The 14,120-nt window shown below is 66.3% G+C and carries 14 protein-coding genes; 7 read left to right on the top strand and 7 right to left on the bottom strand.

The genetic code is table 11. The features are described from left to right. The first annotated feature begins 216 nt into the window (after window positions 1–216). The 3 genes from coaD (at window position 217) to ggt (ending at window position 2,907) form a co-directional block, all read left to right on the top strand. The gene (gene coaD, locus C167_RS0126930; RefSeq protein WP_017521428.1) at window positions 217–696 is read left to right on the top strand and encodes a pantetheine-phosphate adenylyltransferase; all 480 of its coding nucleotides are present in this window, start codon (window positions 217–219) and stop codon (window positions 694–696) included. A 132-nt stretch (window positions 697–828) separates the two neighbouring features. Then, window positions 829–1,080, top strand: coding sequence for a YfhL family 4Fe-4S dicluster ferredoxin (locus C167_RS0126925; protein WP_017521427.1), 252 nt, complete (start codon window positions 829–831; stop codon window positions 1,078–1,080). Window positions 1,081–1,203: 123 nt separating this feature from the next. Next, the gene (gene ggt / locus C167_RS0126920) at window positions 1,204–2,907 is read left to right on the top strand and encodes a gamma-glutamyltransferase (protein ID WP_017521426.1); all 1,704 of its coding nucleotides are present in this window, start codon (window positions 1,204–1,206) and stop codon (window positions 2,905–2,907) included. Here ggt and C167_RS0126915 read toward each other — a convergent pair whose 3' ends face one another. The 6 genes from C167_RS0126915 to nudE form a co-directional block, all read right to left on the bottom strand. Beyond that, window positions 2,908–4,755, bottom strand: coding sequence for a Na/Pi cotransporter family protein (locus tag C167_RS0126915; protein WP_017521425.1), 1,848 nt, complete (start codon window positions 4,753–4,755; stop codon window positions 2,908–2,910). It lies immediately after the preceding gene. Window positions 4,756–4,828: 73 nt separating this feature from the next. Next, window positions 4,829–5,167 (bottom strand): hypothetical protein, encoded by a 339-nt coding sequence (locus C167_RS0126910; RefSeq protein WP_017521424.1) that lies wholly within the window; start codon window positions 5,165–5,167, stop codon window positions 4,829–4,831. A gap of 83 nt (window positions 5,168–5,250) precedes the next feature. Next, window positions 5,251–5,829, bottom strand: a complete 579-nt coding sequence (locus C167_RS0126905; protein ID WP_017521423.1) for a lysophospholipid acyltransferase family protein — start codon at window positions 5,827–5,829, stop codon at window positions 5,251–5,253. A gap of 93 nt (window positions 5,830–5,922) precedes the next feature. Then, window positions 5,923–6,735: a bifunctional DNA-formamidopyrimidine glycosylase/DNA-(apurinic or apyrimidinic site) lyase gene (mutM, locus tag C167_RS0126900; RefSeq protein ID WP_017521422.1), complete on the bottom strand. Its 813-nt coding sequence runs from the start codon at window positions 6,733–6,735 to the stop codon at window positions 5,923–5,925. Window positions 6,736–6,838: 103 nt separating this feature from the next. Next, window positions 6,839–7,657 carry a 3'(2'),5'-bisphosphate nucleotidase CysQ gene (gene cysQ / locus C167_RS0126895; RefSeq protein WP_017521421.1) on the bottom strand — a complete coding sequence of 273 codons (819 nt, stop codon included), beginning with the start codon at window positions 7,655–7,657 and terminating at the stop codon, window positions 6,839–6,841. Further along, window positions 7,657–8,223: an ADP compounds hydrolase NudE gene (gene nudE, locus C167_RS0126890; protein WP_017521420.1), complete on the bottom strand. Its 567-nt coding sequence runs from the start codon at window positions 8,221–8,223 to the stop codon at window positions 7,657–7,659. The genes cysQ and nudE overlap by 1 nt, the downstream gene beginning before the upstream one ends. A gap of 126 nt (window positions 8,224–8,349) precedes the next feature. Here nudE and yrfG point away from each other — a divergent pair, with 126 nt between their 5' ends. Next, a complete protein-coding gene (gene yrfG, locus C167_RS0126885; protein ID WP_017521419.1) occupies window positions 8,350–9,012 on the top strand; it encodes a GMP/IMP nucleotidase in 663 nt (220 codons plus the stop codon). 51 nt (window positions 9,013–9,063) lie between these two features. Here yrfG and lysM read toward each other — a convergent pair whose 3' ends face one another. Beyond that, window positions 9,064–9,510 carry a peptidoglycan-binding protein LysM gene (gene lysM / locus C167_RS0126880; RefSeq protein WP_017521418.1) on the bottom strand — a complete coding sequence of 149 codons (447 nt, stop codon included), beginning with the start codon at window positions 9,508–9,510 and terminating at the stop codon, window positions 9,064–9,066. Window positions 9,511–9,658: 148 nt separating this feature from the next. Between lysM and C167_RS0126875 the strand changes: the two genes are divergently transcribed. From C167_RS0126875 to C167_RS0126865, 3 genes are all read left to right on the top strand, one after another. Next, entirely contained in the window at window positions 9,659–10,555 is an 897-nt protein-coding gene (locus C167_RS0126875; RefSeq protein ID WP_017521417.1) for a LysR family transcriptional regulator, read from the top strand. A 96-nt stretch (window positions 10,556–10,651) separates the two neighbouring features. Continuing rightward, a complete protein-coding gene (fdhD, locus tag C167_RS0126870; RefSeq protein WP_017521416.1) occupies window positions 10,652–11,488 on the top strand; it encodes a formate dehydrogenase accessory sulfurtransferase FdhD in 837 nt (278 codons plus the stop codon). 27 nt (window positions 11,489–11,515) lie between these two features. Continuing rightward, window positions 11,516–13,837, top strand: coding sequence for an FdhF/YdeP family oxidoreductase (locus C167_RS0126865; protein ID WP_017521415.1), 2,322 nt, complete (start codon window positions 11,516–11,518; stop codon window positions 13,835–13,837). Window positions 13,838–14,120: the final 283 nt, after the last annotated feature.

Genomic DNA, 14,120 nt, shown 5'->3' with positions numbered 1-14,120 from the left:
CGCGAGCAAGCTCGCTCCTACAGGGGCTGCCGTGCAAAAAGCCGCGCCCAGGCTCTGCAACGGGCCCTGCGCGTGACCGGGCGGTCCATCCCCGATAAATTCAGGTAGTCCGTTCACAGAAGCACTACCAAGGTCGCTTGGCCCCACGGACATGCTGCGTTACCATCCGCCCGCTATTGCACCAGCCTGCCAACAAGAGCCGACCAGGACGCCGCGATGAATCGAGTGTTGTACCCGGGTACCTTCGACCCCATCACCAAAGGCCATGCCGATCTGGTGGAACGCGCCTCGCGACTGTTCGACCAGGTGATCATTGCCGTCGCCGCCAGCCCCAAGAAGAACCCCCTGTTCCCGCTGGAACAGCGCGTAGAGCTGGCCCGCCAGGTCACCTCGCACCTGCCCAACGTGGAAGTCGTCGGCTTCTCGACGCTGCTCGCCCATTTCGCCAAGGAACAGAACGCCAACATCCTGCTGCGCGGCCTGCGCGCGGTGTCGGACTTCGAATACGAGTTCCAGCTGGCCAACATGAACCGCCAGCTCGCACCTGATCTGGAAAGCATGTTCCTCACGCCGTCGGAGAAGTACTCCTTCATCTCCTCGACCCTGGTGCGCGAGATCGCGGCGCTGGGCGGCGACATCACCAAGTTCGTCCATCCCGCGGTGGCCGGCGCCCTGGCCGAACGCTTCAAGCGCTGATTGCCGAGCCGCCAGGGAAGGCGGTTTCCGTCCACTGACTCCCCCTTCGCGTGCACTAAACGCGCCGATGCGGCACAATTTCACTATTGTGCTACCGATCGCCATGGCTGCCGCCCTGGTTGGAGTTGTTCGATGTCCCTGAAAATCACTGACGATTGCATCAACTGCGACGTCTGCGAACCCGAGTGCCCCAACGCCGCGATCTCCCAGGGCGAGGAGATCTACGTCATCGACCCGAACCTGTGCACCGAGTGCGTCGGTCATTACGACGAACCGCAGTGCCAGCAGGTCTGCCCGGTCGACTGCATCCCCCTCGACGAAAGCAACGTCGAGAGCAAGGATCAGCTAATGGAAAAGTACAAGAAGCTCACCGGCAAAGCCTGACTTAGCGCGTTTCGACACTTTTTCATTGAGTTCTCACAAACCCCGGGCGTTGTGGATTGTCTATCCTCCACCTTCGCCCCATTCGGTTTTCCAGCCGGCCCAGCCGGCGGTTCGTGAGATGCCATGTCCCTGTTGAACTCCCGCTCCCGCGCCTCCCTGCTCGGCTTCTGCAGCTTGCTCCTGCTGAGCTTCGCCCTGCACGCCGCGGAACATCCGGCCCAGGCCAGCGTCGCCACGGCGCATCCATCGGCCACCGTGGCCGGCCTGGAGACCCTCGCCGACGGCGGCAATGCCTTCGACGCGGCGGTGGCCATCGCCGCCGCGCTCGCGGTGGCCGAGCCCTATGGCTCGGGCCTGGGCGGTGGTGGCTTCTTCCTGCTGCGCAAGGCCGGCAGCCCACCGACCTACCACTTCATCGACGCCCGCGAGCGTGCCCCGCTGGCGGCGCACGCGCGGATGTACGAGCGCAACGGCAAGGTTGACCCGCAGCTCTCGCTCAACGGCCCGCTGGCCGCCGGCATTCCCGGCCTGCCCGCTGCCCTGGCGGACATCACCAGCCGCTACGGCCGCAAGACCCTGGCGAGCAACCTCGTACCGGCGATCCGCCTGGCCACCGATGGCGTGTCGATCGACCGCGTCTACATCGACCGCGCCTCCTGGCGCCTCGACGCAATGCGCAAGGACAACGAGACCGCCCGCATCTTCCTCGACCAGGGCAACCTGCCCGAGGAATACAGCCTGATGCGCCAGCCGCAACTGGCCAATACCCTGGAGAAGCTGGCGCGCTACGGCCGCATCGGCTTCTACGAAGGCGATACCGCGCAGAAACTGGTGGAAGGCGTGCGCGCCGCCGGCGGTGTGTGGAGCCTGGAAGACCTCGCCAGCTACCGCACCGTTGAACGCCAGGCGCTGCGCTACCCGCTGACAGACGGCCGCGAACTGATCTCTGCGCCACCGCCCTCCGCCGGCGGCGTGGCACTGGCGCAAAGCCTGGGCATCTTGCAGCAACTGCCCTGGCAAAAGGCCGAGCCGGTGCAGCGCGCGCATTACGTGGTGGAAGCCCTGCGCCGCGCCTACCGCGACCGCGGTCTGCTGGGCGACCCGGACCGCGTCGCCAATCCGGTCAACCAGTTGCTCGCGCCGGACTACCTGAAGCGTCTGGCCACCGGCATCGATCCGCAGCGCGCCACGCCCAGCTCCGCCCTGCCGCCTGCCCCCGCCTGGCGCGAGGGCGACCACACCACCCACTTCGTGGTGATGGACGCCGACGGCAACGCCGTGGCGGCCACCCTGTCGGTCAACCTGCCGTTCGGTGCGGCTTTCACCGTGCCCGGCACCGGCGTGCTGCTCAATGACGAGATGGACGACTTCGCCACCGATGTCAGCGGCGCCAACGCCTACCAGTTGGCCGGCAGCCAGGCCAACGCGGTGGCCGCTGGCAAGCGCCCGCTGTCGAGCATGAGCCCGAGCTTCATCGAAAGCCCCACCGAACTGGCCGCCTTCGGCACGCCGGGCGGCAGCCGGATTCCCAGCATGGTGCTGCTGGCGATGCTGGACTACCTGGACGGCAAGCCGGTGCAGCGCTGGGTGTCCTCGCCACGCTACCACCACCAGTTCCTGCCCGACGTGATCGAGCATGAACCGCGCGCCTTCAGCGCCGCCGAAATGGCCGACCTGCAGCGCCGTGGCTACACGCTCAAGGACGTGGGGCGCGCCTATGGCAACCAGCAGGTGCTGCTGTGGAACAAGAAGTCCGGCGAAGTGCAGTCTGCCAGCGACCCGCGCGGCATCGGCCTCGCCACCGAGCTGGCCGCGCCGCTGCGCTGATCAGGGCAGGATAAGAGCCGGCTCGTCTGCTTCGCGGGTATCGAACAGGCCGTGTTCGGTGCCTAGTTGCAGCACGTTGCGCAGGCTCTGGATGATCCGGCTGACATAGCCCAGGTCATTCATCAGCGAACTCATCTGCAGGCCGTCCAGCTCCTGCCGGCGCACCGCCGCGAACAGACGCTGGCGGAACGCCGTATCGAACTCGGCAGCGCTCTCGTCAAGCAATTGCAGGCGCGCCACCAAAGCCTCTTCCGGCAGCTCGCCACCGAGCAGCGAGCCCAGCGCACGCACTTCGCGCAGCATGCCGATCAGGTGCCGACGCAGTTCGACATAGGTATCGCGTAGCGCCGAAGGCTCGCCGTGCAGGGCGTGGCCGAGATTCTTCTGCAGGTGCTTGGCGTCCTTCACCGCGTCCACCAGTTGCAACGCCACCACCTGGCAGGACAGCCAGAAGCGCTGGCGCTCCTCGTCCAGCGGCACCTCCAGGCGGCTCATGAAGCTCAGCAAATCGCCGTACACCCCCTTGATATGGCGCTGGTAAAGCACTTCCGCGGCCAGCGCATGGCGATCCGGCGCAGCCTGCAACTGGCTTTCGTCCACCCGCGGCTGGTTGAGCATCTCCACCGGCAGGTAAAGCGCGTGGCAGATCACCTCGATGCTCAGGCGGCCCAGGTGCCGCAGCTCCTGCAGCACCGCGCTGGCGGCGGCGTCGGCGGAATCCAGCGCGCGTTCGTTCAAGTAGCGCGCATGGGTGCGCTCGATGGTCGGCATGGCGGGCGCCATGTCGGTGATCAGCACCGCCGGCTCCTCGACGTCCGGCAGCCAGCGCACCAGCGCATTGGCCAGTGCGCCCTGGATCGGCCAGAACAAGGCCACGCCCATGCCGTTGAACAGGGTGTGGAACAGCGCCAACTGGATCATCGGGTTGTCCGCCAGCCCCAGCGGCGTCACCAGCCAGTGCACCAGCCAGGTCAGCGGCGCGAGCAGCAGGAATGCCAGGATGCCGGTCACCACGTTGAACAGCACATGCGCCAGCGCCAGTCGCTGCCCGCTGCGGTTACCGCCCAGGGAGCCGACGAAGGCGGTGGTCACGCTGCTGCCGACGTTGGAGCCGATGGCAATCGCCAGACTCTGGCCCAGCTCCAGCTGACCGCCGGCCAGGGCGGCGAGCGTCAGCATCAGGGTTGCGTGGCTGGACTGCAGCACCACGGTGACAAGGATGCCGAAGGTGGTGAACAGCAGCGCGCCGAGCATGCCTTCCGAGCGCAGCTCGCTCATGTCCATGGCGTCGCCGAAACTGCCGAAGCCGTCCTTGATCTGGTCGATGCCCAGGAAGATGAAGGCGATGCCCAGCAGGATGCGTCCGGCGGCCTTGCTCTTGGCACCGTTGAAACCCATCAGCACGCCGAACACCAGCAGCGGCAATGCCAGGGGGCTCAGGCTGAGGTTCTGCCCGGCCAGCGCCAGCAGCCAGATGCCGCTGGTGGCGCCCAGGTTGGCGCCGAAGAGGATCGCGATGCCGCCAGCGAGCTGGATCAGCCCAGTGCTGATGAAGGCGATGGTGAGCAGGGAAACCAGGGTCGAGGATTGCAGCAGGAAGGTGCCGAACAGGCCGAACAGCAGGCTCTTGCCGCGGGTCGCGGTGCTTTTTTCCAGCCAGCGCTCCAGCTGGCTGCCGGCGAGGTCGCGCAGCCCCTCTTCCAGGCACTGCATGCCGAACAGGAACAACGCCAGGCCCGCTCCCAACTGCAGCAGGCCTGCGCTGGACCAGAAGGTGTAGCCCAGGATGACGGCGACCAACAGCAGAAGCAGCGGACGCAGGTGCTTCTTCAGGCCGCTCAGGTTCATGGGCTACCCACAGGACTTACCCGGCAAGCCGGGCTGGCGGGGCGACCACGTCGCCCCGGAAAGGGACGATGGATCAGTCCTTCTTGTAGCCGCTGGTGGTGCAGCCCAGGCAGCGCACGAAGGCAGCCTTGCCCGGCTCGACGACCAGGGCCTTGCCCGCTTCGCCGATGTTGCCGCCGGCGGCGCTGAACGGCAGGGTCACCACGAAGGCCGCGGCGCCCACCACGGTGGCAGCGATCAGCAACGGGCGGGCGAAGATCAGGTCGCCCATCATCGCGTAGGCCGGCGGGGCCTCGACGGTGTAGGTCGGGTCACCGCTGACGTTGCTCACCGCGTCCTGGGCAACAGCCGGCAGCACCGAGAATGCACAGACCAATGCCATTGCAGTGGCGGTGGTGCGGAACAGGGTCATGGAAGGAAGTCCTTTTTTGTTTAGTTGGGCAGGCAGACTGCCATAACTATAACAGCGCTCAATGACTTGTCGCGTGACAGCCTTCAATCGCCGAAGAAAGCGTACTGAGGCTTTTTCGGTACAAAAGGCCGGTAGAAATCCAGCATGCGGCGCAGGTCGGCAGCCTCGTCGCCAGTGGGCCAGAATGGCTCGCCGATGACGATGCGCCGGCCCGGGTAGTCCAGTGCCGCCAGGACGATGGGCACGCCCGCGCCACGGGCGATGTGGTAGAAGCCCATTTTCCAGCGCTCGACCTTCCTGCGCGTGCCCTCCGGGGAGAGGATCAGCATCATCTCGCGGTTGTCGCGGAACGCCTGTATCGCCTGGTCCACGGTATTCAGCTTGAGGTGGCGCTGGATCGGGATGCCGCCCCAGCGGCGCAGCAGACCGCCGAAAGGTGCACGGAAAATGGTGTGTTTGCCGAACCAGCGGGCATTCAGGCGCAGCACGAACTTGGCCGCCAGAAAGAGGACGAAATCCCAGTTGGACGTGTGGTGCGCGCCGATCACCACGAACTTGTCGAGTTTGGGCAGGGCGCCCTCGATACGCCAGCCGGCGATGCGCAGCATGCTGTGACCGAGTGCCTCGGCGAACGGGTTGCGGGGCAGATAGTTGCCGGACATGAATCACCTGGAGGCCCCTCTGCGGGGGCCGTTGTTGTTATGGCAGGAGGTGGAACAGGCAGATCGCGGAAGCTTAGCGGCCGCCGCGCGCCTTCAGCGTTGGCAGCGCGGACAGTAGACGCTGGCGCGCTGGCCGAGGCGCACGTCGCGCAGGGTCGTGCCACAGACCTTGCATGGCTCGCCGCCGCGTCCGTAGGCGAAGAGTTCCTGCTGGAAGTAGCCGGGTTGGCCATCGCCGCCGACGAAGTCGCGTAGCGTGGTGCCGCCACGTTCGATGGCGGTGGCGAGGATCCGCTTGATCTCCTGGGCGAGTTTCACGTAGCGCGCCCGCGAGATGGTCCCGGCCTCGCGGCGGGGGTCGATGCCGGCCGCGAACAACGCCTCGGTGGCGTAGATGTTGCCCACCCCGACCACCACCGCGTTGTCCATGATGAACGGCTTCACCGCCATGCTGCGGTTACGCGACAGTTGGAACAGGCGCTCACCTTCGAAGGCGTCGGTCAGCGGTTCCGGGCCGAGGTGGCGCAGCAGTTCGTGCTCCAGCGGTGTCAGGCTCCAGAGCAGCGCGCCGAAGCGTCGCGGATCGGTATAGCGCAGCGCCATGCCCGACTCCAGCTCGATATCCACATGCTCGTGGCGCGCGGCGGGCGTGCCGCTTTCCACCAGGCGCAGGCTGCCGGACATGCCCAGGTGGCTGATCAGCGTGCCCACCTCGGCATTGAGCAGCAGGTACTTGGCGCGCCGCTCCACCTGCACGATGCGCTGCCCGGACAGACGCACATCCAGATCCTCGGGGATCGGCCAGCGCAACCGGCGCTCACGGACAACCACGCGGCTGACGCGCTGGCCTTCGAGGTGGGGCGCAATGCCCCGGCGGGTGGTTTCGACTTCAGGTAATTCAGGCATCGATCACAACTGCATGGGAGCGTTCTGTAGGAGCGAGCTTGCTCGCGAACGAATTGACCGGCAACCCCGGCATCAAGCGCGCTCCGACAATGGGAAGGAGCCCTCAGTCCAGGGCACGGGCCAGCTGGATCAGGTCCTCACGCCAGGGCGCCGCCTTGGGCAGCGCAAGGAAAGACGTGTTGAGGAAGCCTTCGCGCGCTTCGTAGGTGAAGGGCTCGCCGCGCACGTTCAGCACTTCGCCACCAGCGCCTTCCAGCACGCCCTGGGCGGCCGCCGTGTCCCACTGGCTGGTCGGCGCCAGGCGCGGATAGCAGTCCGCCGAGCCTTCGGCGAGCAGGCAGAACTTCAGCGAGCTGCCGATGTTGGCCAGGTCCAGCTTGCCAAAGCGCTGGGCGAGGCCGGACAGCAGGCTTTCCTGCTGAGCGCTGGAGTGGCGCTTGCTGGCCACCACGGTGAAGATATCGTCCGGCTCGGTGCGCACCTCGATGGCCTCGGGCTCGCCGTCGCGCTCCTCGCGCCAGGCACCCAGGCCGGTGCCGCCGTAATAGCAGCGGCCGCTGGCAGGAATGCCGACCACGCCGAAGACCACGCGGCCATGCTCGATGAGCGCCACGTTGACAGTGAATTCGTCACTGCCGGCAATGAATTCCTTGGTGCCATCCAGCGGGTCCACCAGCCACCAGCGGCTCCACTGCGCACGCTGCTCCAGCGGGATGTCGCAGTCTTCCTCGGACAGCACCGGAACGTCCGGCGCCAGCGTGCGCAGGCCGTCGGCCAGGACGCGATGGGCGGCAAGGTCAGCGGCGGTCACCGGCGACTCGTCGGATTTGTTCTGGACATCCAGGTCGCCCTGCCAGAACGGCAGGATCACATCGCCCGCCTTGTGCACCAGGTCGATCACGGCCGGCAGAAAAGCATTCATCACGGTTGGAATTCCCCTCGTTGGGTCAACAGGTCGCGCACCAGGTAGAGCGCCGCCAGGGCCCTTCCTTCACTGAACTGGGCATTCTGCGCAAGGCTGGAAAGCTCGCGCAGGCTGATCCTGTCCACGCCCATTGGCTCCGGCTCGTCACCGGGCAGCGATTCCTCGTAGAGGTCGCGGGCGAGCACCACCTGGATACGCTGGCTCATGTAGCCGGGCGACAGCGACAGCTCGGTGATGTACTCGAGCTGACGGGCGCCATAGCCGGCCTCCTCCTTGAGCTCGCGGTTGGCGGCGTCGAGGATGTCCTCGCCCGGCTCCACCAGGCCCTTGGGCAGCGACAACTGGTACTCGTCGACCCCGGCGCAGTATTCCTCGACCAGCACGGCGTGTTCGGCATCGAGCATGGCGATCACCATCACCGCGCCGTAGCCCTGCCCCTTGCCCACCAGGCGTTCGTAGGTACGCTCGACGCCATTGGAGAAGCGCAGTTGCAGCTCCTCGACGGCAAAAAGCCGACTTCTGGCAACGATCTCTCGGGCGAGGACCGTGGGTTTCTGACGCATGGGGCGACTCCTGGGGGTGGCCGGGTCGGCTATGATAACCCGCCTTTTCCGATTCTCCGTGTCAGATATCGCGCCGATTCCGTCCGCCGGCGGCGCAATTGCGACACTCTTTTGCGAAAGCCCAGCATGCCAAGCCTGCCCTGGAACCAGATCGACACCGTCCTGCTGGACATGGACGGCACCCTGCTCGATCTGCATTTCGACAACCATTTCTGGCTCGAACACCTGCCACAACGCTATGCCGAGCACCACGGAATCAGCCGTGCCCAGGCGGACGCCGAGCTGCTGCCGCTGTTCCGCGACAACGCAGGCCTGCTCAACTGGTACTGCCTGGACTTCTGGAGTCGCGAGCTGAAGCTGTCGATGCTGGACCTCAAGCACGAAGTTGCCGACCTCATCGCCCTGCGCGAGGACGCCGACCTGTTCCTCGCCGAACTGCGCCGCCACGGCAAGCGCGCTGTGCTGATCACCAATGCGCACCGCGATTCGCTGTCCCTGAAGATGCAGCGGGTGGAGCTGTCGCCCTGGTTCGAGCGCCTGATCAGCTCCCACGACTACGGCTTCCCGAAGGAAGACCAGCAGTTCTGGCAGGCGCTGCATGCGGACGTCGGCTTCGACCCGGCGCGCAGCCTGTTCATTGACGACAGCCTGCCGATCCTGCGCGCTGCGCGGACCTTCGGCGTCGCCCACCTGCTGGCGGTGCGCCAGCCGGATAGCCGCCAGGGGCCGAAGGACACCGAGGAATTCGACGCCCAGGAAGACTATCGGGCGCTACTCGAGGGGTTGTGAAACGCGAGCTGCAAAAACAGCGAGCCCGGCGCTGGGCCGGGCTCGTCGAGGTCATTCCGGAATCCGCAGCACCTGGCCGGGATAGATCTTGTCCGGATGGCTGAGCATCGGCTTGTTCGCCTCGAAGATCTTGTTGTAGAGGTTGGCGTTGCCGTACTCCGCCTTGGCGATGGCGCTCAGGGTGTCGCCCTTCTTCACGGTGACGAAGCGTGCTTCGGGTGCCGGAGCGGCGGCGGCAGCGACGGTGATGTGGTCTTCCACACCCGATACGCCGGCGACGTTGCCCAACGCGAGCAGAATCTTCTCCTTCTCCTCCTGGCTGGCTACTTCACCGGTGGCAATCACCTTGTCGCCCTCGACGCTGACCTGGATATTCGGATTACCCAGGCCAACCTTGGCGATGTGGTCCTTGAGCGACTCGGCGGCCTGCGCCTCCTGGCCCACAATGCTTTCCCACAGCTTTTCGCCGGCCTCCTTCACGAACGCAAAAATGCCCATTTCCAACCTCCCTACGGTTACAGTGATAGGCGGCCGGCATTGGGCAGACCGCGCGCCCCTGGAGTCTAGACGGCGACTTCCATGACGCCTGACGGAAAACTCCTAATCGCCTCCCGACCCGACAGAACGCCCCGGAGCCTTCCCGCCGATGGACATCAAGCAGCTGAAATTCCTCTGCGCCCTGGACGAGACGCGGCATTTCGGCCAGGCAGCGGCGCGCTGCCATGTCACCCAGCCGACGCTATCCATGCGCCTGCGCAACCTGGAGGAAGAACTCGGCCTGGAACTGGTGCGCCGTGGGCAGCGCTTCGAGGGCTTCACCGAAGCCGGCGAGCGGGTGTTGGCCTGGGCCCGCAGCCTGCTGGCGGCCCATGACGGGCTGTACGCCGAAGCGGCCGCCTGCCGCGGCCAGTTGGTCGGTACCCTGCGCCTGGGCCTGGTGCCACTGGCGGGGTTCGATCCCATGCGGCTGATCGAGCTGTTCGCCCAGCGCCATCCGGAGCTGCGCTTCCAGCTGTTCGCCCTGAGCTCGGAAAACATCCTCGAAGGCCTGGGCCGCAACCAGTTGGACCTTGGCCTGTCCTACCTCGACCGCCTCGACCGCGAGCACTTCGACAGCCTCGAACTGGCCGCCACGCGCATGGGCCTGCTGCACGACCGCCGCCACTTCCAGATCGACCACCCAACGCTGAGCTGGGACGCCCTCGCGGAGCTGCCGCTGGGCCTGCTTTCCTCCGGCATGCACTTCCGCCAGTCCATCGACCACGGCTTCCGCAGCCGCGGCCTGACCCCCCAGGCACGCCTGGAAACCGACGCCGTGCACCAACTGGTGCAGGCGGTGGAGCGCGGGCTTTGCTGCGCAATCATGCCGCTGGGCAGCGGGTTGGACACCCAGGGGGAGCATTTCGCGCTCACCCCGATAGACGACGCGCGCACCCTGTCGCCACTGGGCCTGATCCTGCGCCGCAGCGAACCGCGCTCGGCATTGGCCGAAGCCTGCTTTCGCGAAGCAGCGGCCCTCCGGGACGATTCCTGGAGCGACTGATAGAGCGCGTCGATCATTACATCGACAGCAGCCATTAGACGCTATGCCGGCATCGGCATAGGCTGGTCGCATTACTAGAACCACAGGGCTCTGCCCATGCCTTGCCTGATCACCCGCCCGGCCAGCGCCGCGGTCCGGGACGCCGCCGCGCCTGCCGACGGCTACAGCTACGCCGAACTCACCCCGGAGCACGCCACCGGTCACGCCGTGCTGGCCGGAGAAATCGCCCTGGCGATTGCCTACAACGGGCTGAACCAGGCGGTCATGATGGTCTCGCCGAACGACCTGGAAGACTTCGTCTACGGTTTCAGCCTCGGCGCCGGCCTCATCGAATCCATCGACGACATCTATGACGTGAACCTGACGCCCCACGACGATGCCATCGCCGCCGAGGTACAAGTCAGCAACCGCGCCTTCTGGGCCCTCAAGGACCAGCGCCGGCAACTGGCCGGCAATACCGGTTGCGGCCTGTGCGGCGTCGAGGCATTGGACCAGGCGCTGCCCGACCTGCCTGTGCTGCAGGGAGCGCCGTTGCCGTCTGCCGCGCATCTGGAACATCTGCGCGAGCGAGTCAACGCAGTGCAGGAGATCGGCCGCCGCAGCGGCGCCCTGCATGCTGCGCTGTTCGTCGATGCCGCCGGGGAAATCCGCCTTTGCCGCGAGGACATTGGCCGCCACAACGCGCTCGACAAGCTGGTCGGCGCACTCAAGCGCCAGCGCCTGGAACTGACAGGCGGCTTCGCCGTGGTCACCAGTCGCTGCAGCCTGGAACTTATCCACAAGGCCGTGCGCGGCGGGCTCTCGACCCTGGTCAGCCTCTCCGCGCCCACTGCGCTCACCGTGCAGTGGGCGCGCGAGCACAACCTGAACCTGGTCCACCTGCCCCACCGCAGCGCGCCGCGCATCTACAGCCCTGCCCCGCCAGCCGCCTGAACGCCCGCTTTCGAATAAAGAGACCCCATGAGCCTGCAGCAAGAGAATCCCCGTTACCAACCCTACAAGGGCGCCGCCGCCGGCTGGGGCGCGCTGATCAGCGTCACGCGCTTCTGGCTGGACAGCAAACAGCCGTTCAAGAACCTGCGCGCGCTGCTCAAGACCAACCAGAACGGCGGCTTCGACTGCCCCGGTTGCGCCTGGGGCGACTCGCCCGAAGACGGGCGGGTGAAGTTCTGCGAGAACGGCGCCAAGGCAGTGAACTGGGAAGCCACGAAGCGCCGAGTGGACCCGGCCTTCTTCGCCCGCCATAGCGTGAGCTCGCTGCGCGAGCAGAGCGACTACTGGCTCGAGTACCAGGGCCGCCTGACCGAACCGATGCGCTACGACCCGGCCACCGACCGCTACCGGCCGATCGCCTGGGACGACGCCTTCGCCTTGATCGCGCGGCACCTGAATGCGCTGGAAAGCCCGAATCAGGCCGAGTTCTACACCTCGGGCCGGGCCAGCAACGAAGCCGCCTTCCTTTACCAGCTGTTCGTCCGCGCCTTTGGCACCAACAACTTTCCCGACTGCTCGAACATGTGCCACGAGGCCAGCGGCGTCGCCCTGGGCCAGAGTGTCGGTATCGGCAAGGGGACGGTCACTTTCGATGACTTCGAGCACGCCGACGCGATCTTCGTCTTCGGCCAGAACCCGGGCACCAACCACCCGCGCATGCTCGAGCCGCTGCGCGAGGCGGTGAAGCGCGGCGCCCAGGTCGTCGCCTTCAACCCGCTGAAGGAGCGCGGCCTGGAACGCTTCCAGCATCCGCAGCACGCCCTGGAAATGCTCACCAACGGCTCCGAGCCGCTCAACACCGCGTTCTTCCGCCCGGCGCTGGGCGGCGACATGGCCGCCGTGCGCGGCATCGCCAAGTTCCTTCTGCAATGGGAACGCGAAGCCCGGGCCAAGGGCGAGCCGGCGGTGTTCGATCATGAATTCATCGCCGAGCACACCCAGGGCGTCGACGCCTACCTCGCCGCCGTGGACGACACCCGCTGGGACCACATCGTCCAGCAGTCGGGCCTGAGTCTCGAGGAGATCGAGCAGGCCGCGATCATGTACCGCCGCGCCGAGCGGGTGATCGTCTGCTGGGCCATGGGCATCACCCAGCACCACCATTCGGTGCCGACCATCCAGGAACTGGTCAGCCTGCAGCTGCTGCGCGGCAACGTCGGCCGCCCCGGCGCCGGCCTGTGCCCGGTGCGCGGCCACAGCAACGTACAGGGTGACCGCACCATGGGCATCAACGACCGCCCGCCGGCCGCGTTGCTCGACGCCATCGAACGGCGCTTCCAGTTCAAGGTGCCGCGCGAGAACGGCCACAACACCGTCGAGGCGATCAACGCCATGCTCGATGGCACGTCCAAGGTGTTCATCGGCCTGGGCGGTAACTTCGCCCAGGCGACCCCGGACAGCCCGCGCACCCACCAATCCCTGCGCAATTGCGCGTTGACCGTGCAGATCAGCACCAAGCTCAACCGCAGCCACCTCACCGTCGGCGGCGATGCGCTGATCCTGCCGTGCCTGGGCCGCACCGACATCGACCGCCAGGCCGGAGGCCCGCAGGCGGTGACCGTGGAAGATTCCTTCAGCATGATCCACGCCTCCTTCGGCCAACTGGAGCCATCGTCGACGCAGATGCGCTCAGAGCCCGCCATCATCGCCGGCATCGCCAAGGCCACCCTGGGCAACCATCCGGTGGACTGGGACGCGCTCATCGCCAACTACGACCGCATCCGCGACCTGATTGCCGACACCATCCCCGGCTTCACCGACTTCAACCGGCGGGTGGCCAACCCGGGCGGCTTCCACCTGGGCAACTCGGCCGGTTCGCGGCGCTGGAATACGGCCAGCGGCAAGGCCAATTTCCACCCTCATCCGCTGCCGGCGGACCTGGTCCACGCGAAGATCCGCGAGACCGGCCAGGAACCGCACCTGATCCTGCAGACGCTGCGCTCCCACGACCAGTACAACACCACCATCTACGGCCTGGACGATCGCTACCGCGGCGTGCGCGGGCATCGCGAGGTGGTGTTCGCCAACGAGGCCGACATCCGCCGCCTGGGCTTCGAGCCCGGCGAGAAGGTCGACATGGTCTCGCTCTGGTCCGACGGCGTGGACCGTCGCGTCAGCGGCTTTACCCTGCTGGCCTATGACGTTCCTGCCGGGCAGGCCGCGGCCTACTACCCCGAAACCAATCCACTGGTGCCGCTGGACAGCCACGGCGTGGGCAGCCACACGCCGACGTCCAAGTTCGTGGCCATCCGTTTCGAGAAGGCGCGGCCTAGTCAGCGCATCGCGTAATGCCGTTCACGGCGCTCCCACCGGAGCGCCGTCCCCGTTCGCGAGCTAGCTCGCTCCTGCAGAAAGCTCTCGTGCCTTTGTAGGAGCGAGCTTGCTCACGAAGCTTCTTGCGGACGCAACGCGACCACGTCCCGAAAAAAGTCTGCGGAATCTGCGCAACAGAAAGGGATGAAGGATAAACTCGGAAGGGCCAGGCCACTTTCGTGAAAAGCCATCATTTCAATGGCATTTTGTGATAAAAACACATCAAAAGCGGAACCCTGGAATAACACTCAGACCGCCC

It is taken from the genome of Pseudomonas nitroreducens TX1 (genome assembly GCF_000313755.1).
Taxonomy (GTDB): domain Bacteria; phylum Pseudomonadota; class Gammaproteobacteria; order Pseudomonadales; family Pseudomonadaceae; genus Pseudomonas; species Pseudomonas nitroreducens_A.
This window is presented reverse-complemented; position numbering and strand designations above follow the sequence as displayed.

What these genes read in the sequence shown, in the direction of transcription:
- yrfG (WP_017521419.1), top strand. Translation starts at nt 8,350, where the DNA reads ATGCCAAGCCTGCCCTGGAACCAGATCGACACCGTCCTGCTGGACATG.
- C167_RS0126910 (WP_017521424.1), bottom strand. Translation starts at nt 5,167, where the DNA reads ATGACCCTGTTCCGCACCACCGCCACTGCAATGGCATTGGTCTGTGCA.
- coaD (WP_017521428.1), top strand. Translation starts at nt 217, where the DNA reads ATGAATCGAGTGTTGTACCCGGGTACCTTCGACCCCATCACCAAAGGC.
- cysQ (WP_017521421.1), bottom strand. Translation starts at nt 7,657, where the DNA reads ATGAATGCTTTTCTGCCGGCCGTGATCGACCTGGTGCACAAGGCGGGC.
- C167_RS0126905 (WP_017521423.1), bottom strand. Translation starts at nt 5,829, where the DNA reads ATGTCCGGCAACTATCTGCCCCGCAACCCGTTCGCCGAGGCACTCGGT.
- lysM (WP_017521418.1), bottom strand. Translation starts at nt 9,510, where the DNA reads ATGGGCATTTTTGCGTTCGTGAAGGAGGCCGGCGAAAAGCTGTGGGAA.
- fdhD (WP_017521416.1), top strand. Translation starts at nt 10,652, where the DNA reads ATGCCTTGCCTGATCACCCGCCCGGCCAGCGCCGCGGTCCGGGACGCC.
- C167_RS0126915 (WP_017521425.1), bottom strand. Translation starts at nt 4,755, where the DNA reads ATGAACCTGAGCGGCCTGAAGAAGCACCTGCGTCCGCTGCTTCTGCTG.
- nudE (WP_017521420.1), bottom strand. Translation starts at nt 8,223, where the DNA reads ATGCGTCAGAAACCCACGGTCCTCGCCCGAGAGATCGTTGCCAGAAGT.
- C167_RS0126925 (WP_017521427.1), top strand. Translation starts at nt 829, where the DNA reads ATGTCCCTGAAAATCACTGACGATTGCATCAACTGCGACGTCTGCGAA.
- mutM (WP_017521422.1), bottom strand. Translation starts at nt 6,735, where the DNA reads ATGCCTGAATTACCTGAAGTCGAAACCACCCGCCGGGGCATTGCGCCC.
- ggt (WP_017521426.1), top strand. Translation starts at nt 1,204, where the DNA reads ATGTCCCTGTTGAACTCCCGCTCCCGCGCCTCCCTGCTCGGCTTCTGC.
- C167_RS0126875 (WP_017521417.1), top strand. Translation starts at nt 9,659, where the DNA reads ATGGACATCAAGCAGCTGAAATTCCTCTGCGCCCTGGACGAGACGCGG.
- C167_RS0126865 (WP_017521415.1), top strand. Translation starts at nt 11,516, where the DNA reads ATGAGCCTGCAGCAAGAGAATCCCCGTTACCAACCCTACAAGGGCGCC.